The sequence below is a fragment of the Methylobacterium oryzisoli genome, from assembly GCF_046557895.1.
GTDB classification, from domain to species: Bacteria; Pseudomonadota; Alphaproteobacteria; order Rhizobiales; family Beijerinckiaceae; genus Methylobacterium; species Methylobacterium oryzisoli.
The window spans coordinates 17381-35123 of sequence record NZ_JBKIBX010000015.1 but is presented as its reverse complement, the minus strand read 5'-3'; the positions used below and the strand labels follow the sequence as shown (position 1 = coordinate 35123).

Below are 17743 nucleotides of genomic sequence, written 5' to 3'. Positions count from 1 at the left end.
GAGATCACGCCTCGGCGCGTCCCGCCAGGACGTCGCCTGCGAGCGCGATCACCTCCTCGTACAGGTCGATCGCAGCCTCGATGATGACGGCGTCGACCTCGCGCCCGAGGGACAGTTTTCGAAGCTCGCTCCTGCTCTCACGGGCTGCGGCGCGAACACCCTCGGGGTCCGCGTGTAGCCGCCTCTCTAGCACAACGTAGCAGTCGAGGTGTTGCGCGAGAAGGAGCCCGAGACCGTTTGCGGTGCGCCCGTCTTCGTCCCGAAGGACAGTGGCACCCTCCTCCGTCCCCAGGTCGATGGAGGCGCCCATCACCTCGTCGATGCGCGCCTCCATCTCGATCTCCGGCACCCCGCGCGCGACCAGTCGCCTGCGAATGGCCAAGCGCAGGCGCTCCATCGCCTCGCGCGGGAACTCTGCCAGCGAGCGGCGCTCCGTCACTGTGTCCTCATCGGGATCGTTCTCGCCACGTCGGTGTGATGCACGCCTCCTCAATCTACACCCGGTGCACCAACCGCGACGCGTGCTCCTCGCCCACGAAGTTGACCAACCGAGGGCAGCCGAGGGGTGACCCACGGCGTGGTCGAGGTGATCGGGCCTGTCGCACGCCCTGAGCGCGTCACCCGCATCTGGCGCAACTCACCGCCACCACACCGCGATCTGGTTCCACGAGATCCCGACGCAGTCCCAGGCGATCAGATACCACCGCGCCCGGCAAGCACCGCCTCAGCCCTCGCGATCAGTTCTTCATAGGTCTCGATCGCAATGACCTTCAGATCTTCCTCATCCTCATCGGCAGGCTTGAAGAATTCGAACTGGCGGATCGATTGGCGCGCCGACCGAACAACTTGGTTCGGATCCGTCGTGAGCATCTCCTCCAACCGCTTGACCAGGACGTAGTGCTGCTTGAAGAACTCCGGGTACGCGGGCGGCACGTTCAATCCTTGGCATTGAGCGCCGCCTCGACGTCGAGCCGGAACGGGATCTCACGCGTCATGAGGTCTTCAATGCACCGCTCGACCTCGGCCTCGGGGAGGCCACGTCGCAGGAGGCGCCCCCGCAGGCGCCGCCGGAAGTCCTCGTCCAGGCGACGCAGGTCCTCGACGTCGAGATCCGATGCGGCCTCACGCCGCCTGTTCGATTTCTCGTGGGGTTTGGTGAGCATGTAGAACACTCCTGACCCCGAATGTACGCGCCGCGAGCACACCGACCAAGATGGCCAGCGCGGATGCCGACGCTGGCGTATCCATGCTGGTGCGCTTGATCGCGCGCAGCATCTGCGGGTTGGCGTAGACGAGCGCGACTTCACGCGGGGGCGCGCGGGCCCACGGCGCGCCCGCGTTACGGATCAAGGAACACACCTACATCGCCCCCGTTGGGAGGGAGCCACTGATCCGGTTCGGGTCTTTCTGGGTGCGGGCGAGGTGATGCAGCAGACCTTGGACGGAGCAGAGCGCGACAGCCCGGCACCTCCGCCCCTTTCAGCCCCCCATGAGGTCCCTCGGCCCTGCCTCATGGCGGACCTACGCCTCCACATCGGTGCAGAGTTGCGGCTCCTGTACGCGGCTGTGATCGCGGAGGCACCGCCCGCTCATCTTCAGGAGCTTGTCGCCCGGTGCGATGCGGCCCTCGCGGACCTGTCGGCTCCCGCCACTGCGTTTCGCGATGAACTCGTTGCAAAGATCCCAAAGATCCGCTCCTACGCGCTCTCACTCACCAAGAACGAGGCCCGAGCCGACGACCTCGTGCAGGAGACGCTGTTGCGTGCGTGGCAGGCACACCACCGCTTCGAGGCAGGCACCAACCTGGGCGGATGGTTGACCACCATCATGCGCAATCTCTTCTACACGACCTGCCGCAAGCGTCAGCGCGAGGTTGAGGACGTCGATGGTGTTGTCGCGGCTGAACGGCTGATTGCACCGCCGGTCCAGACTGATCGGATCGAGGTGAAGGAGTTGTGGGCCGCCCTGTCCACGTTGCCCAGCCAGCAGCGTGAGGCGCTGCTTCTGGTGGCGTGGCATAACCTCACCTACGAGGACGCGGCCGTGCTCCAGGGTTGTCAGACCGGAACGGTGAAGAGCCGGGTCTCTCGGGCTCGAACCACCTTGGCGGCACGGTTGAGGCAAGACGAGGGATAAGGGGCCGCGCACCCTGGGCGCAGGTGAATGTCTCGCTTGCAGGTCCAGATGCGCGTCTCCTGAACCATGCTCCAGTGGTCTGCCCGGTTCACCCTCAGGCAATTGCGGTGACAAGGTCCCAGGTGATGTTCGGAGGCGTAGCTCAGCCGCACGTGCGCCGGTAGCGGCGGCAGTTGCCCTGGCCCTCCTCGCCGTAGACGTCCTTGTTGCGGCAGGCGTCGCGCAGTTCGGCGCACATGCAGCGGTAGCGGCGCTCCTCACGCTCCTCGCGGTAGCCGCGCCCATCATCGACCTCCACGCCGCCGGGTCCGATCCGGATCCCTTGCGCGAAGCTCGGGGCGTTCATGACCAGCAGGGCGCCCGTGGCGGCTGCGGCGAACACGATCTTGCGCATGGCACTCCTTCTCTGGTTCGGCCACTCTGAATTGGCGAGAGCAACGCCTGCACACCGAGAAAGCTCGGTACGGCTCATCGACTGCCGCGGCGGCTTCCGCCCTCTTCGAGCCTGTGAGGGATGACGCATGCGCACGGTTCTGGTCGGCCTCGCTACCCTGTCCTTCACCTCGGCCGCCCCCGCCGGACCTCAGGAGCACGCGCTCGACGTCTTGCAGAGGTGGACCGAGGCGTTCGCCGCCTCCGACGTAGATGCCATTGCCAAGCTCTACGCACCTGACGCCCTCTTCATGGGCACCGGAAGCAAGACGGTCGTGACCGATCCAGCGGATATCCGGCGCTACTTCGAGGACGCTCTTCTCTCCCGTCGACCGCGAGCCGCGGTCATCACCTCGCAGCACGTGATGGTTCTCTCGGACGAGGCTGTCCTGATCACGGGGCTCAACGACTCCACGGGCGTGCTCGACGGTCGGCCGTTCAGCAACCCAGGGCGGGTGACCTTCGTCATCGCCAAACGCGGATCTGACTGGAAGATCATCCACTTTCACCGGTCTGCGATGCCGAAGTAAGGCAGGTTCAAAATAGGACGCGGCAGCGACACTCCTCGCCGAGGGTGATTGCTGTGATCTTCTTCTCGTTGAGGCTCGCGCCGTCCGGCTTCAATCTTGGGCGACAGACGCCTGATCAGGGCACGTCGGCGGGGCCGATGTTGCCATGATGTCGCGTCCGCTCGAAACACGCATCCGACCCGTTCTCGCAACTCAATCGATCACCTGCGAATTCAACCTCTTTCCACTATGGCACTTGCGAGAGGTCGACGCCGAGGTTGCATCCGGAGCGACGCGCTCCCGGAGACCCCGATGTCGAACTCTCGTGCGCGTTCGCTCTCAGTCTACATCGCCGCCCTCGCGCTCGCCCTGCTCCTGCCCGGGGTCACCGTCACCACGCTGCTTCTCCAGCGATGGGTCGCCGCTGAGCAGGCCCGCCTAGAAACCGACACCGCCGCCCTGAACGCCGACGCCCTGGAGCGCATCGACCGCTTCCTTACGAGCGAGATCGCCACCCTTCAGGCGCTCGCCACCTCGCCAGCCCTCGACAGCAGCGACTTCCGGCGCTTCGACGAGCAGGCCCGCGAGCTTCTCAGCTTGCAGGGCACCAACATCGTTCTGCGCGATCTGACCGGGCAGCAGGTGGTCAACACCCGCCTGCCCTGGGGAGCCGCCCTGCCCCGCGTTACGCGCGAGGTCGATCAGGCCGTGCTCGCGACGGGCAAGCCTGCGGTGTCGGACCTCCTCACCGGAGCCGTCTCCAAAGAGGCGATCGTGCGCATCGTCGTCCCGGTCAGTCGCCAGGGCAAGATCACGTACACGCTCGGCGCGGTGCTCCCGGCCTCGCTGTTCGGGCAGGTGCTCTCTTCGGCCGGGGTCAGGGCCCCCTATTCCGGATCCGTCACTGACCGCACTGGCCTGATCATCAGTCGCTCCGATCATCATGAGGCGACCACGGGCGGGCGTCTTCCCGGCTTCGATCTGATCACGGCCGAGCGCGGCACATGGTCGGGCAACAACCCTCTCGGCGTGCCGGTCTTCGCCAGCTACCGCCGCTCGCCCCTGACAGGCTGGATCATCAGCACCGGCATCCCCCGTTCCGCCCTGCACGAGCCGCTCGCGGCGTCCCTGCGGGTGCTGCTGCCCACCATCGCCGGTCTCGGCCTCGTTACCCTGACCTTCTCGTTCCTCGTCGGGCGCCGCATGCTCACCGCGCAGCGCCTGCTCGCGAAGGCAGCCCGGGCGCTCGGCGAGGGCGAGGTCCTCGCCCCGCCCCACACCGCCATCCGCGAAGCCAACGCGGTCGGGGCGGCCCTGGCCGCCGCATCCATTAAGCTCCGGCAGCAGGCCGACGCGCTCCAGGCCGCTAACCGCGATCTCGAAGGCCGCGTCGCGGCCCGCACGCACGAACTGGCCGAGCAGCAGGCGCTGCTGAGCACCACGCTGGACAACATGGACCAGGGGCTGATCCTGGTGGACCGGCACCGCCGGGCCAAGGTGGTCAGCCAGCGCGCCGTCGCGCTGCTCGACCTCGACCCGGAGATGATGCGCCGCCAGCCCACGAGCGAGGAGATCATCGCCTATCAGATCCGCATGGGCGAGTTCCCGCAGGCCAGCAACGCCATGCGGGCGATCGTCTCTCCGGACGGGATCGACGGGCAGCGCACGCACGTCTACGAGCGCACCCGCCCGAACGGCAGAGTGCTGGAGATCCGCACGGTGCCCCTGCCTGACGGCAGTGCGGTACGCACCTACACCGACATCACGGCGCGAAAGAGGATCGAGCAGGCTCTCGACGAGAGCAGGCAGCGGGCCGAGCAGGCGCAAGTCGAGGCGGAGGCAGCTAGCGAGGCCAAGGGCGAGTTCCTGGCCTCCATGAGCCACGAGATCCGCACGCCCCTTCACGGCGTACTCGGCCATGCCGACTTGCTCCTCCAGGAGGGTGGCTTGAGCGATCGCCAGCGCTGCCACGCCGAGCGCATCCAGGGCGCCGGGCAGGCGCTGCTCACGGTCGTCAACGACATCCTAGATTTCTCGAAGATCGAGGCGGGGCAGATCGACCTCGATCCGCGGCCCTTCGCGCCCGCGACGCTGATCGAGGAGGCCGTGGCGATCGTGCGCATCGCGGCCGAGGCCAAGCCCCTCGCCCTCACGGTCCAGATCGACCCCGCGCTCACGGGCATGTTCGTGGGTGATCCGGATCGCTTGCGGCAGGTGCTGCTCAACCTGCTCAACAACGCCGTCAAGTTCACGGCCGTGGGCGGCGTGACGCTCACGCTCTCGTCCGAGCCCGTGACTGACAGCGTGTGCCGGATCCGGGTCGAGGTGAAGGACACCGGGATCGGCATCCCGCCGGACAAGCGTGCGCGCCTATTCCAGCGCTTCAGCCAAGTCGATGGTTCGATCCGGCGCGCGTTCGGCGGCACGGGCCTGGGGCTGGCGATCAGCAGGCGGCTGATTGAGGCGATGGACGGCGAGATCGGCGTCGAGAGCACGCCGGGCGCGGGGTCCACTTTCTGGTTCGCGGTTACCCTGCCGCGTGCTGCGGGCGAGCGCCAGGGCGTCGCCAGTGCGGAGAGGATGCGGGTTGCTGCCGCGCGACCCGCGCGCATCCTGCTCGCCGACGACAACGCCATCAACCAGGACATCGCCCGCGCGATGCTGGAAGCGGCAGGGCACACGGTCGAGGTCGTCGGCGATGGCGCGGAGGCCGTCATGGCGGTGCAGACCCGCGGCTACGACCTCGTGCTGATGGACGTGCAGATGGCGGGCATGGACGGGCAAACGGCCGCGGGGCGCATCCGTGCGCTCGATCACCCCATCAGCCGCCTGCCGATCATTGCCATGACGGCCAACGTGTTGCCGCGGCAGGTGGCGCAGTTCCGGGAGGCGGGCATGGATGATCATGTCGGCAAGCCGTTCCGCCGCGAGGATCTGCACGCCGCCGTCGCGCGCTGGATGCGTACCGAGAGCCAGGAGGAGGCCACGGCAATCCCCTCTGTCTCGACCGAACCGGTTCTGGATCTGGCGATGTACGAGGAGATGTTGGAGGTGACCGGGCATGAGATGATGCTCGGCCTGCTGATGCGGTTGGCGGCGGACCTGCGCTCCCGGTTCGGCGAGGCGGTCGGACGCAAGCGTCTGGCCGCGGACGCGCACGCGATGGTGTCAGGGGCGGGCCTGCTCGGGTTCACCGGCCTCGCCCAGGTCTGCCGTGACCTGGAACAGGCATGCGCCGCGCAGCAGGATCTTGAGAGTGTTCTGGCACGACTGGCCGAGGCTCGCCGTGCGACCCTGGCCGAGATCACGCGCCTGAGCGCAGATTTTGTCAAACACCAGCAGGTCTGATCGGCAAATCCGTCTCATCAGATAAACCGCAGCGGGACAGGATCTGCTTGGACAGATCGAGGACGAAACGGCGATACGCCGTAGAAAATTCGGATTAGGTGCTCGGGCATGTGGTTTCATGTTTCGATACCCTGCCACACCCCGAAAGCAGGGACGGGTGTCACTTGGCCAGGGTTATGGCGCCGACCCTTGGACCAACTCCCTCCGGCACCGGCACGGTGGTCGCGCCGTAGTTGGTGTTCAGGAAGAGGTTCGGCCCCTCGTAGAGGTTGATCTGTCGCGCCACGATGACCGTGTAGGCCGACTGGTCCGCCACCGGCTTCTTGGCATCGATCACCAGCCGCCCGGCTGGCAGGTAGATGGTGCCGAGCATCGTCCGGGTGTTGTCGCTGATGATCCGGTACTCGCGCAGGGGCTTGGTGCCGCCCGGAAGAGGGGGTGCGGGCGGCACCAGTTCGTCCAGAACGGCCACGACCGGGTTGGCGACCGTGCGCTCCTCGGCGATGAGCAGGCCCGCCATCGGGGCGGAGGTGCGCGCGGCGAGCGAGACGGTGGTGTCCTTGTCGAACCGCAGGCCGCCCTTGTCGCCAGTGAAGAACAGCCCGACCTCGCTGCCCGACAGACTGGCCTTCTTCTCGACCACCAGCGGCCCGTCCTTGATGACGTAGATACCGGGATTGAGCGTGATCTGTGACTTGCCGGTGATCTTCAAGCCACCGCAGTAGGTGCCCGGGCTGAGGGTGGCGGTGACGTCCTTGATCTCGTTCTTGCCCTCGGTCGCGGATTTCGGGCTGATGTAGGAGGGGAGCATGATGCAGGATCCGGGTGTCGGCAGAACCTGATCCTTGAGCGGATCGGGGATCGGCGCGCACTGCGGGATCGGCGTGGGCGTGAAGTTCGCCTTCGGGGCCTCATAGCCGCCCGCCGAGCAGATCGACTGCGCCCTGACGGTCGCGTTGTCGCCCGCCAGCACACCCTGACCGTGACGGGAGTTCGAGTAGATCGAGCAGTCGAGCGCGGTGACCTGCGCATCCTTCTCCAGGTAGAGCGTACCCTTGGCGGAGGCGTCGAGCGCCAAGGCGCAGAGGCGTAGCTGGTTCATCAGTTGCGCCGTTGCTCGCACGCTCACCGTCATGGAGGGCAGGCTGAGGAGCTTGCCCATGAGGCTCGGCACCGTCTCCTCTACGGCGACCTCGACGCCGCCGCGCCGGTCCGTCACGTGGGCGGTCGCGGTCGACCTGCGGTCGGGCGGTGTCTGCGCCTGGGTGGCGAACACCTGAAGGGCCGCACTGCGCACGGCGGCATCGTCGGTGTTGACGAGCTTGAGCATGTTGCCGCCCGCCAGGGCTGCGGCGTCCGCGGCGGTCTGAAGCTGGGCGCGGCGATGCAGCAGGCGGCCGTACTCGATGCCAGCCGAGACAGCGCCTAACAGCATGGGGAGGGCGATGACGAAGACGATCGCCACCGCGCCGCGCCGGTCGCGAAGGAAGGCGACCGCTCGCGCTCTCGCCGCAATCCGTGCCTGTCGGACATCGCGTGCGACTATCATTCTCGGCCATCCGCGGCCTGCGGGTGTCCTTTAGGCATGATGGTGACAATGACCTCTCGTCGGACTGTCTTTAGGCTATCCTCCAGATCGACGCGGAAATTATCCGGCTCAGACGCAGAAGTTTTTCCTCTGTAGATCAAAATTTTATTTCTGATTTCGACAGAGCCACTGTTTGGCTGGGTTGTGTACTGAGGCGTCAGCACGATTGATTTATCATCTGCTTCGATACTCCAGTGCGCCAACTGCATCGAGCACGGCTCACCCTGCACAGAGGTGAGCACGAGATCACCGTGCATCGAAATGAGACTGGGCAAGGCATATGGCTTGCATCGCGTATATTCGATGTTCGCGTGGTCCCATACACAGTGAGCCGTAACAGATACAGCGCTACTCAGGCAGAGTAGTTTGATGATCCTCATGCGAGGTGCGTGCGCCAACTCTAGCATCGGATTGTTCCGATCGATTGTGCCAGATCTCTGGGCAGCAGTGGCGCACGCGCGAGTTAAGAATTCGAATGTGGCCCCGATGGGCGGTGGCCAGCACCACGCACATTGTGCGCACGAGGCCGAGGAGATCCTCGGCCATCTATCGCCCGCGAAGACAGAGTCCCCTGCCATCACGCCAGCATTCGAATTCCGGGTCAAACCAACGCCTATCTCCGAGGTGATCAACTCGCCGAAGATGCGGGCGCCCGCACCCCTCATTTCTGCCGCCCACACGCCGGAAGCGAATTACAGCCGAGAGTTCGGGCCAATCGATCGGGTAGAAGTATTGCTGCTCCGGTCGGATCGGCATCTGGGCTGCCGACTTACAGGCCGCGTCGAGAGGAGCTTAGCAGGACGCGCCGTCAAGCTCGACCTACTGCCCAGCGTGATTGGTCACCGATGCGCGCCTCCATCTCGATCTCCGGCACTCCGCGCGCGACCAGTCGCCTGCGAATGGCCAAGCGCAGGTGCTCGATCGCCTCACGCGGGAACTCCGCCAGCGAGCGGCGCGCCCGCATCGTGTCAAAATCCGGATCGTTCTCGGCCACGTCGGCGTGATGCATGCCTCTTCCATCTAAACCCGGCACACCAACCGCGACGCGTGCTCCTCGCCCGCGAAGTTGGCCAACCGAGGGCAGCCGAGGAGTGACACTGCATGGTCAAGGTGATCGGGTCCGTCGTGCACCATCCCACCGCGGGCAGCCGCGCCGTCTCCAAGAACCGGGTCACCGCCAACGAGGGCTCGCTCGGCCCGCCGCCACAGTAGAGCGAGGTCGAGCGTCCCGTCAGTTGTTCTGGGGCCTTGGGTCGGGGAAGAAGTCCTCGTCAGTGAAGGCGGCGGCAAGCACCGCCAGCAATCCGAGGTAGAACCCGAGCGCACCCAGGCCCGGCTCGCACAGTGACCACAGCAGGATCACGCCAACAACCATAAGCGGGGGACCTGCCACGTAGGCCGCGGCTCGCCACGCGCGTGCGGGCTGCGCGAGCCGCCAGTGACAGGCCGCCAGGGCGTTCGCGGCCAACCCGGCCTTGACCAGGGCCATGAAGCCGATCACGCGGGCAAGACCCGGATCAAGGGGACGGGCTGGCGCGGTAGCGACCCAGGTCCCAGCGGCAGCGACGGTCAGGAGGGTGGCGAATACGAGGATGAGCCGGAGCTTCGCCCCTCCGGGCGCCACACTGGACCTGGGCTGGATGGTTTTGGCCGCGAGCGTCGGAAATCGCATGAGCGCCCTTTCCCGATCTGCGGGACCAAGCCTTCGTACAGATCGCCCCCGACCTCAACTATTGGTGCTTGCCGCTGCGCTCCATGCATTGGGCAGTCGGCTCAGGAGGCACCAGCCGCAGGCGATCGGTCGCGAACACGTGGACGGAGACCTGCCGCGGCATCACCCGGACGACCGCGTCCGCGGCTGACCTCGACGCGGCGGCGGCAGGACACCTTGGCGGGCTCCTATATGAGAACTGGCGCGAGGCGCCGGACTACAACTCGGCCCAGAATTGTATGAGACGCTGCCGCGCCGCCGCATCAATCTGCTGAGCCTGCTGGCAGGCTCGCGCGTCCGCCGCGGCGCGAGCCCGCTCCATCCGCCCCGCAGCCCACGCGAGGCGGCGGGTCTCGCGCTCGATCCGGGGCACCACGCGACGAACCCGGTCGCAGACCCGGACACAAACCCGGTCAGTCTCTGAGAACGCGTCGGGTCCGAGCCGGGTCAAGGTACGGCGATGAAGTTCGGTCCAGATGTCGACGAGGCGGAGGAGACCGCGATGGTCGTGTTGCGCCCTCGCCCGCGCGGCGCGCCAGCCGATCAGGCGGAGCCGCAGGACGGCGAGGGTCAATGCGACGACGGTCAGTCCGAGGGGTGGTCGAGGTAGGCTGGTCGGCATCATCTCCTCCACGGCCTGGAGACAACTCTCGCTCGAAACGCCGAGCAATCGACCAAGCGGCAGATCCAAGCGATCAAAACTGATCGCGACACCCACTGTTCCCGTCACGCTCAAAGACCTCAACCATGAAGCTATCATACTCGGACTCGCGAGCAAATTCTCAGCATGTAAAGTATTGTATTCTACCTAGTATGCGACACCGTGAAATTTTACCCTAACGCATTCGGCACAAGAAAAGGCTATGCCCTCTCCGGCGTGCTGTCATCCTCGCGAGACCCTCGCGACCGAGGTGCAAGCACACGATGACCGCCATCACGCTCATCAACCTCGCCCTGCTGCTCGGCGCCCTCCTGGTCCTCGCCGGGATCGCCTCCAGCCTCGTCGCCTCGCGCTTCGGCGCCCCCTTGCTGCTGGTCTTCCTGGCCATCGGCATGCTGGCAGGGAAGGAGGGCCCGGGTGGCATTCCCTTTGAAGACTACCAGACCACCTACCTGATCGGCTCCCTCGCCCTTGCAGTCATCCTGTTCGACGGCGGTCTGCGCGCGAACCTCACCGCCTTCCGCACCCTCGTCGCACCGGCAGGCGCCCTCGCCACCCTGGGCGTGCTCGTCACCGCGGCGCTTACCGGGCTAGTCGCCAGCCACATCCTCGACCTGAACACCCTCGAAGGGCTGCTGCTCGGCGCGATCGTCGCCTCCACCGACGCCGCCGCCGTGTTCTTCCTCATCCGCACCCGCGGCCTGCAACTGCGCCGCCGCGTCGGCGCCACCCTGGAGATCGAGTCCGGTCTCAACGATCCCGCGGCCGTGTTCCTCACCGTCGCCCTCGCCAACCTGCTGGTCGCGGCAGGGGCATCCTCGGGCTGGCAGGTGCCGCTCACCCTAATGAGCCAGGGGCTGGTCGGAGCCGTCGTCGGCCTCGGCGGCGGGTTCGCCCTCTCCTGGGTTCTGAACCGAAGCCCGCTACCCGGCGGCCTGCACCCGCTGCTCGTGACAGCCACCGCCGTCCTCATCTTCGGGGTGTCGGCGGTTCTCCACGGCAGCGGGTTCCTCGCCGTCTACCTTGCGGGCCTGATCCTGGGGAACCGCCCGGTCCGCGCCTTCCCGGCGATCGCGGCCTTCCTCGACGCCGCCACGTGGCTCGCGCAACTCGTCATGTTCACCGTCCTGGGGCTGCTCGCCACCCCCACGACACTGCTGCGCCACGCTGGTCCGGGGTTGCTCGTCGCGGCGTTCCTGATCCTCGTCGGCCGTCCGGCCGCCGTCTGGCTGTGCCTCGCGCCGTTCCGGTTCGCCCGCGCCGAGAAGCTCTTCATCGCCTGGGTCGGCCTGCGGGGCGCGGTGTCGATCTTCCTGGCCGCGATCCCGACGCTGGCGGGACTGCCGAACGCCGAGGTCTACTTCAACGTCGCCTTCTTCGTGGTGCTGGTGTCGCTGCTGGTGCAGGGCTGGACCCTCACCTGGACAGCGCGTCGGCTCGGCGTTGCCCTGGCGGAGCCCGCACCCGCGCCGCGGCGGATCGAGATCGACCTGCCGGGGCAGCTTGAGTACGAGATGGTGGGTTACCCGATCGCGCCGGACAGTCCCGTGCGCAGGCGCGATCGCCTGCCGACGTGGGTCCGGTCCATCCTGGTGGTGCGCGGCGGCGCAGTGCTCACGCCGGAGCAGGCAGGACGATTGCGGGGCGGCGACTATGCCTACTTCCTGGTGGCGTCGAGGCGGATCCGGCAACTCGACGACCTGTTCGCGCCGCGGGACCGCGAGGTGCCGGATCGGGTGTCCAGCATCTTCGTGTTCAGGAGTGAGGTGCCGGTGGCCGCCGTGACGGAATTGTACGGGCTGCCGCTGCCGGACGACCTGAAGGGGCTCACGATCGCCGAGGCGTTCGCGGCTCGTTTCCAGGAGAACCTCGAAGCCGGTGACGTGATCAGACTTGGAGTGGCCGCGCTGGTCGCGTTCGACGTGGACGGCGGCGTCCTCATCAGCGCGATCCTCGATCTCGACGACGAGGCTGGCGAGCCGTGGAACACTCCTCCGGCCTGATCACCGCGAACTGGAGCACGGTGGCGTGCCCGTGACGCCACTCCGGCACAAGGGCTTCGGCTCACGCCTGACCGGGTGCGGGCTGAGCGGCGAACTCGGCGGCGAGGTGCGGCTGCGCTTGAGGCCGGAGGGCGTGGTGTGCGACTTCAACGTCCCGCCGGGAACCGCCTGACTCGCTCAGGCGTCCTCCGTCTCCTTGCTCCTGAACCATACAACCAGTTTGTCCACCAGCGACGACGCGGGCGCCACCGCCGCGGCCTGGGCGACCGAGCACGCCGCCGCCAACCGGGCGCGCACGTCCGCCTCGCCCAGCGGCTCCGCCTGCCGTCCGATCGCCAACGCCCCGGCGAGTACGCGCAGACCCTGGTCGAAGGTTACTTGCTGCCAGCCGAGGTGCGCGGCGATGTACACCTCCCGCTCGCGCTCGACCGACGCCTCGTCCGCGCAGGACAGCCGGGTCACGAAAGGAAGCAGCCGCTGGCGCTGCGCGTCGTCGGCCTCGTCGTTCAGGATCATGGCCAACCGGCAGATCGGCCGCGAGAAGCAGCGCGGCATCTCCTCGACCCGGCGCACCGACTGGTACGGGAACCCGGCCGCCACTACGGCGGCCTCGTTGATGCAGGTGCCGCCATCCGGGCCGGGGAACGGGTGCGAGCCCGTCGTCAGCCGCCAGCGGAGAATATGCTCGAACTGCTGCATGGCCGTCGTCCGTGACGCGCCCCCGAACTGAGGGTGGAGCGGTCTGCGTGCGCGTCAACGGGTCCGCGCCGCCGCACCCCGCTTCTCGCACCTGCCGCGGAACACGGAGACCTGCTTCGGCATCGCGCGGACGATCACTCTCGCGATTGTCGATGGCGGTATCCTGGCCGGGGGGCGGGTAGATGGATCGATGGGTTTGCCTGTTCATGCCGACACGGAGGTCAAGATGGTGCGTTTTCCTGATCAATGGCCCTCGCCCGAGCGGCAGCCGATCGACGGCCGCTACTGTCGCCTGGAGCCGCTCGATCCCGCTCTTCACGGTGACCAGTTGTTCGAGGTCGTCTCGGGACCCGAGGCCGAGCGCCTGCACTGCTGGCTGCCCGATCCGGTGCCTGCCTCCCGCCGCGAATTGGACGACTGGTTGACGGCGAAGGCTGCGTCGGCCGACCCGCTCTACTTTGCGGTGATCGACACGGCCACAGGCCACATCGAGGGGCGGCAGAGTCTGATGGATATCAGCACCGCCCACGGCAGCGCCGAGATCGGGCACATCCTGTGGGGGCCGCGCATCGCGGGCACCCGGGTGGCAACCGAGGCGTTCTTCCTGCTGGCGGACTACGTGTTCGGGCTCGGCTATCGGCGCTACCAATGGCGCTGCAACGCCCGCAACGCGCCCTCGCGCCGGGCGGCGGAGCGCTTCGGCTACACCTTCGAGGGGATCTTTCGCCAGCACATGGTGGTCAAGGGCGAGAGCCGGGACACGGCGTGGTACTCGATCCTCGATCACGAGTGGCCCTCCCATCGCGCGGCTTACGGGCGCTGGCTTGATCCTGCGAACTTCGACGGTGCAGGCCGCCAGCGCAAACGGCTCGACGAACTCCGGCAGAATGCTTTGCCGCTTGCGCCTGAGTAAGTTGCACTGCTTTCACCGGGTGCACCAATGGTGCAATGCATCTTCTCTGTGCCAACAACGTGATTTGCATACTGCAACGTGCCAGTTCACGTTCGTCTCACCTCAGAACCCGAGACCGTCATGAGGAAGATCGTGTCCGTCCTGCTAACCGCGGGCGTCGTGGTGCAGACTGCCGTGCCGACTGTACGGGCGCACGAGGGGATCGGGCCCGGTGGTGCCACAGCCTGGGCCGTGCTCGGCGATCTGGTTGTCAGCAACGCGATCGCCTTGGCCAGCAACGGCTACTACATGAGCAAGCCAGTCCATCGCACCCCCGCTTCCGTCTACGTCGATGCCCGGCGACATCATCGAGCAACGCCTTCGCGTCTGCGAGGAGCCTTGCGCCACCATGCCTAACGCGGAGGTTCGTGTTCTCATGTCACGCTTGCAGTCTCTGTATCCGAGACCGTTGCGGCGGGCCGGAGCCTCGGCATGGCCCACGTCCTGATCATCGGGGCCAGCCAGGGCATCGGGCTCGCCACTGTGCGGGCCTCCCTCAAGCAGGGTCATCGCGTGCGCGCCTTCGCCCGCACGGCCTCGCGGATCCCGATCACGCACGAGCGACTGGAGAAGGTCGACGGGGACGCCCGGCATGAGGGCGACGTCGCGCAGGCTCTCAGCGGCATCGACGTGGTCATCCAGGCCCTGGGCGTTCCCGCGCGGGAACTGTTCCACCTCGTGACCCTGTTCTCCGAGGCAACCCAGGTGCTCGTCCGAGCCATGGAGGCCGCGGACGTGTCGCGTCTGATCGCCGTCACGGGCTTCGGGGCAGGTGACAGCCGCGCGGCGATCAGCCTGCTGCACCTCATGCCCTTCCAGATCGTGTTCGGCCGGGCCTACGACGACAAGGACGTGCAGGAGATGATCATCCGTACCAGCAGCCTCGCCTGGACCATCGTGCGGCCGGGCATTCTCACCAACAGCAGGCGGGCGAGCGGCTACATGGTGCTCGGCGAACCCGCCTCATGGAAGGGCGGCTTCATCTCCCGCTCGGCCGTGGCCGACTTCCTCGTCCGCCAGATCGAGAACCGGCAGTACGTCGGGCGGACGCCCGTGCTGATCCAGTGAGGGCGGCAGGCAGTGTGTGCTTCCAGGCGATCGAACACCGCGTTGCAGAACCGGAAGGAGCACCGCGACTTGATCGCCCGGGAAAATCGCAGAGCTTGATGCCGCTGAGGCGAACCGACCGCCGCACAGCTAACCACCATTGAAGCCGCGTATAGATCGCTAGGCGGGGCGAATTTTGGGGCAAAGGCTCGCGATATCGACAACAAGATCATTCATGTGGTAAGGTTTTTCCCAACGCTTCACGCCCGCAAAACGCTCTGGGTTGGCTTTTTATCATATCCGGTCGCAAAGATAAATGGTATTTTCTGTCGCCTTAACTCGTCTGCGACTGAGTACGACATTTCATTTCGCAGATTGATGTCCAAAACCACAACCTCAAATTCGTCAATTTTGACTTGATCCATCGCTAGATCTATTTGAGATACGGGTCCGACGACTGTCGCTCCGGCGGCAGTCAAGAAGTTAGCCAGATCATCACTGATGAAATAGTCGTCCTCAACGACGAACACCCTGCATCCTGCAAGGGGGTGGCTCTCAGACATGGCACCTCCCGCCCTCTCCGGGGAAGCACCCTCGCATCAACAGGCGTTGGCGTGCAAATCTCAATCGGTGCGTCCGGTCGGTGGGCACTGGCCGCACCCTGCGCCGCTTCCCGTCGAATTCGGCTTCCACCTACGGTGGCCTCACCGAGGAGATCATGACTGCGCTGGCCTGAGTGTTGTGGCGGCTCCGATCACGACCTGTGCGCGCACCAGCCTCCTACGGAGTTGCACGATGAGAACGCGGTTCTGCGGCGGTCGTGGTCAGACGGCTCTCGACCAGCATCGCAAGCTGATCAAGCTCGCCCGCGAGGTGTCCGAGTGACACGGCCAGATCCACGTCGGCATTCGAGAGCCTGCCCGGTACTCCGAGAGCCGCCGTCGCCCTGGCCGCAAGGACCCTGATCTCGCTTCGCACATGCTCCACCAGGGACGACAGCGCTTCGAGGTGCTCGGCCCGAGCCGCCGCCAGTACGTCAGTACCGGTCTCCGCCTCGATCCGCTCCACCGCGGCCACCAGATGAGGCAACGGCAGAGACAAAAGTTGCGCGCTCATCCAGGGCTCTCCATTCTTGCGACAGGCGATCCGACCGTAGCCATGCCGCACTACCGCCACGCCGCGAGGCTGCGGGTGATGCTCTCCACACCCTGCGCGGCCGTCTGCATGTTGGCCGAGATCTCCTGCGTCACCGCACTCTGCTGCTCGATCGCGCTCGCCGCCCCCGTCACGAAGCCCTGCACCGAGCCGAACTGCGTGCTGATCGCCGCCAGCGTCTCCACCACCTCCGTCGAGACCGCCTGCATCGCCCCGATCTGCTCCGAGATCTTGCCCGTCGCCGCCGTGGTCTGGTTGGCCAGCGTCTTCACCTCGTTGGCCACCACCGCGAAGCCCTTGCCTGCCTCGCCCGCCCGCATCGACTCGATCGTCGCGTTCAAGGACAAGAGGTTGATCTGCTCGGCCGTCTTGGTGATCAGTTGTACCACTCCGTCCATCGCCTCGGCCGCCCGACGCAACTGCGCCGTCGAGCGATCGGCGGTGATGGTGTGCCCGTGGATCAGGTCCACCGCCGCCTTCGAGCGGCCCATCGCTCCGGTGATCTCGCGCACCGAGGCGTTCATCTCCTCGGCTGCCGCAGCCACCGTCTGCACGTTCATCAGGGTCTGCTCGGCCGACCCGATCGCCTGGGTCCGCGCGCGCATGTTCTCGGTGATGTCGGTGGCGTACTTGACCACCTTGAATGGCCGCCCGCTCATGTCACGGATCGGGTTGTAGGTGGCCTGGATGAACACCTCGCGCCCGTTCTTGCCCAGCCGCGAGTAGATGGCCGAGTGGAACTCGCCCCGGCGCAGCTTCTGCCAGAACTCCTGGTACTCGCGGCTCGCCGCGTAGGCGCGCGCGACGAACATCTGGTGGTGCTGGCCCTGGATCTCGGCCAGCCGGTAGCCCATCGCGTCGAGAAAGTTGTCGTTGGCGTCCAGGATGGTGCCGTCCATGGCGAAGTGGATGACGGCTTGGCTCTTGTTGATGGCCGCGACCTGCCCGTCGAGGTCGGCGCCGCGCATCTTCTGGGCCGTGACGTCGGTGGCGAACTTGAGCACCTTGACGGGCGTGCCGGAGGCGTCGAGCACCGGGTTGTAGGTGGCCTGGATCCAGATCTCGCGTCCGCCCTTGCCGAAGCGCTTGTACTCGGCGGCCTGATACTGGCCGCGGCGGAGGGAGGCCCAGAACTCCTTGTAGGCTGTGCTGGCGGCCTCGGCGGGCTCGACGAACAGGGCGTGGTGCTTGCCCTGGATCTCGTCGAGGTCGTAGCCGACCGCCTGGAGGAAGTTGGGATTGGCATCCAGGATGGTGCCGTCCGGTGCGAACTCGATGGTGGCCAGCGACCTGCTGAGCGCCGCGAGCTTGGCTTCAAGCTCCTGGCGGCTCGCGCCTGTCTTGCTGCGCGTGACGGCGCCCGTGCTAGCCCTGTCCTTGACGACCCGGAATTTGCCGAACATGGCTGCTCGTCCTGCGTGCGGATTGTACGAGACCGTACAGCACAAGCTCCTAATGAGGGGTTTATGTTTTGCTGTCTCATCAGCTTGAGCCGCGATTGC

21 protein-coding genes are annotated in these 17743 nt (G+C 66.4%); 8 read left to right on the top strand and 13 right to left on the bottom strand.

Annotated features, from left to right (window positions below; all coding sequences use genetic code 11):
- Nucleotides 1-4: 4 nt before the first annotated feature.
- From ACKUB9_RS16190 to ACKUB9_RS16180, 3 genes are all read right to left on the bottom strand, one after another.
- The gene (locus tag ACKUB9_RS16190; RefSeq protein ID WP_407523640.1) at nt 5-439 is read right to left on the bottom strand and encodes a hypothetical protein; all 435 of its coding nucleotides are present in this window, start codon (nt 437-439) and stop codon (nt 5-7) included.
- 254 nt (nt 440-693) lie between these two features.
- The gene (locus tag ACKUB9_RS16185; RefSeq protein ID WP_407523638.1) at nt 694-933 is read right to left on the bottom strand and encodes a hypothetical protein; all 240 of its coding nucleotides are present in this window, start codon (nt 931-933) and stop codon (nt 694-696) included.
- A gap of 2 nt (nt 934-935) precedes the next feature.
- Complete coding sequence (locus ACKUB9_RS16180; protein WP_407523636.1) at nt 936-1172, bottom strand: hypothetical protein; 237 nt, start codon at nt 1170-1172, stop codon at nt 936-938.
- Nucleotides 1173-1512: 340 nt separating this feature from the next.
- Between ACKUB9_RS16180 and ACKUB9_RS16175 the strand changes: the two genes are divergently transcribed.
- Nucleotides 1513-2136 carry a sigma-70 family RNA polymerase sigma factor gene (locus tag ACKUB9_RS16175; RefSeq protein WP_407523634.1) on the top strand — a complete coding sequence of 208 codons (624 nt, stop codon included), beginning with the start codon at nt 1513-1515 and terminating at the stop codon, nt 2134-2136.
- Between the two features lie 142 nt (nt 2137-2278).
- Here the strand turns inward: ACKUB9_RS16175 and ACKUB9_RS16170 are convergent, their stop codons facing one another.
- A complete protein-coding gene (locus tag ACKUB9_RS16170) occupies nt 2279-2530 on the bottom strand; it encodes a hypothetical protein (protein WP_407523632.1) in 252 nt (83 codons plus the stop codon).
- 127 nt (nt 2531-2657) lie between these two features.
- Here ACKUB9_RS16170 and ACKUB9_RS16165 point away from each other — a divergent pair, with 127 nt between their 5' ends.
- Complete coding sequence (locus tag ACKUB9_RS16165; protein WP_407523630.1) at nt 2658-3098, top strand: SgcJ/EcaC family oxidoreductase; 441 nt, start codon at nt 2658-2660, stop codon at nt 3096-3098.
- Nucleotides 3099-3194: 96 nt separating this feature from the next.
- Nucleotides 3195-6425: an ATP-binding protein gene (locus tag ACKUB9_RS16160; RefSeq protein ID WP_407523628.1), complete on the top strand. Its 3231-nt coding sequence runs from the start codon at nt 3195-3197 to the stop codon at nt 6423-6425.
- Nucleotides 6426-6585: 160 nt separating this feature from the next.
- Here ACKUB9_RS16160 and ACKUB9_RS16155 read toward each other — a convergent pair whose 3' ends face one another.
- The 5 genes from ACKUB9_RS16155 to ACKUB9_RS16135 form a co-directional block, all read right to left on the bottom strand.
- On the bottom strand, nt 6586-7890 hold the full coding sequence (locus ACKUB9_RS16155; RefSeq protein ID WP_407523626.1) for a pilus assembly protein TadG-related protein: 1305 nt from the start codon (nt 7888-7890) through the stop codon (nt 6586-6588).
- 80 nt (nt 7891-7970) lie between these two features.
- On the bottom strand, nt 7971-8222 hold the full coding sequence (locus tag ACKUB9_RS16150; protein WP_407523624.1) for a hypothetical protein: 252 nt from the start codon (nt 8220-8222) through the stop codon (nt 7971-7973).
- A 599-nt stretch (nt 8223-8821) separates the two neighbouring features.
- A complete protein-coding gene (locus ACKUB9_RS16145; protein ID WP_407523622.1) occupies nt 8822-9022 on the bottom strand; it encodes a hypothetical protein in 201 nt (66 codons plus the stop codon).
- A gap of 222 nt (nt 9023-9244) precedes the next feature.
- Nucleotides 9245-9685, bottom strand: a complete 441-nt coding sequence (locus ACKUB9_RS16140) for a hypothetical protein (protein WP_407523620.1) — start codon at nt 9683-9685, stop codon at nt 9245-9247.
- 256 nt (nt 9686-9941) lie between these two features.
- A complete protein-coding gene (locus ACKUB9_RS16135; RefSeq protein WP_407523618.1) occupies nt 9942-10442 on the bottom strand; it encodes a hypothetical protein in 501 nt (166 codons plus the stop codon).
- 206 nt (nt 10443-10648) lie between these two features.
- Between ACKUB9_RS16135 and ACKUB9_RS16130 the strand changes: the two genes are divergently transcribed.
- Together ACKUB9_RS16130 and ACKUB9_RS16125 are read left to right on the top strand one after the other, a co-directional pair.
- Nucleotides 10649-12388 (top strand): potassium/proton antiporter, encoded by a 1740-nt coding sequence (locus ACKUB9_RS16130; protein WP_407523616.1) that lies wholly within the window; start codon nt 10649-10651, stop codon nt 12386-12388.
- Between the two features lie 31 nt (nt 12389-12419).
- Entirely contained in the window at nt 12420-12560 is a 141-nt protein-coding gene (locus tag ACKUB9_RS16125) for a hypothetical protein (protein WP_407523614.1), read from the top strand.
- A gap of 5 nt (nt 12561-12565) precedes the next feature.
- On the opposite strand, the gene ACKUB9_RS16120 is transcribed toward ACKUB9_RS16125, so the two are convergent.
- Nucleotides 12566-13087, bottom strand: coding sequence for a hypothetical protein (locus ACKUB9_RS16120; protein ID WP_407523612.1), 522 nt, complete (start codon nt 13085-13087; stop codon nt 12566-12568).
- Nucleotides 13088-13277: 190 nt separating this feature from the next.
- Here ACKUB9_RS16120 and ACKUB9_RS16115 point away from each other — a divergent pair, with 190 nt between their 5' ends.
- The 3 genes from ACKUB9_RS16115 (at nt 13278) to ACKUB9_RS16105 (ending at nt 15107) form a co-directional block, all read left to right on the top strand.
- Nucleotides 13278-14000: a GNAT family N-acetyltransferase gene (locus ACKUB9_RS16115; protein ID WP_407523610.1), complete on the top strand. Its 723-nt coding sequence runs from the start codon at nt 13278-13280 to the stop codon at nt 13998-14000.
- A 120-nt stretch (nt 14001-14120) separates the two neighbouring features.
- A complete protein-coding gene (locus tag ACKUB9_RS16110; RefSeq protein WP_407523608.1) occupies nt 14121-14396 on the top strand; it encodes a hypothetical protein in 276 nt (91 codons plus the stop codon).
- 75 nt (nt 14397-14471) lie between these two features.
- Nucleotides 14472-15107 carry an NAD(P)-dependent oxidoreductase gene (locus ACKUB9_RS16105; RefSeq protein WP_407523606.1) on the top strand — a complete coding sequence of 212 codons (636 nt, stop codon included), beginning with the start codon at nt 14472-14474 and terminating at the stop codon, nt 15105-15107.
- 239 nt (nt 15108-15346) lie between these two features.
- On the opposite strand, the gene ACKUB9_RS16100 is transcribed toward ACKUB9_RS16105, so the two are convergent.
- The 3 genes from ACKUB9_RS16100 to ACKUB9_RS16090 all read right to left on the bottom strand — a co-directional run bounded on the left by ACKUB9_RS16100 (nt 15347) and on the right by ACKUB9_RS16090 (nt 17644).
- Entirely contained in the window at nt 15347-15649 is a 303-nt protein-coding gene (locus ACKUB9_RS16100) for a response regulator (RefSeq protein ID WP_407523604.1), read from the bottom strand.
- 217 nt (nt 15650-15866) lie between these two features.
- Nucleotides 15867-16202 (bottom strand): hypothetical protein, encoded by a 336-nt coding sequence (locus ACKUB9_RS16095; protein WP_407523602.1) that lies wholly within the window; start codon nt 16200-16202, stop codon nt 15867-15869.
- Between the two features lie 50 nt (nt 16203-16252).
- Nucleotides 16253-17644: a methyl-accepting chemotaxis protein gene (locus ACKUB9_RS16090; protein WP_407523600.1), complete on the bottom strand. Its 1392-nt coding sequence runs from the start codon at nt 17642-17644 to the stop codon at nt 16253-16255.
- Between the last annotated feature and the right edge of the window lie 99 nt (nt 17645-17743).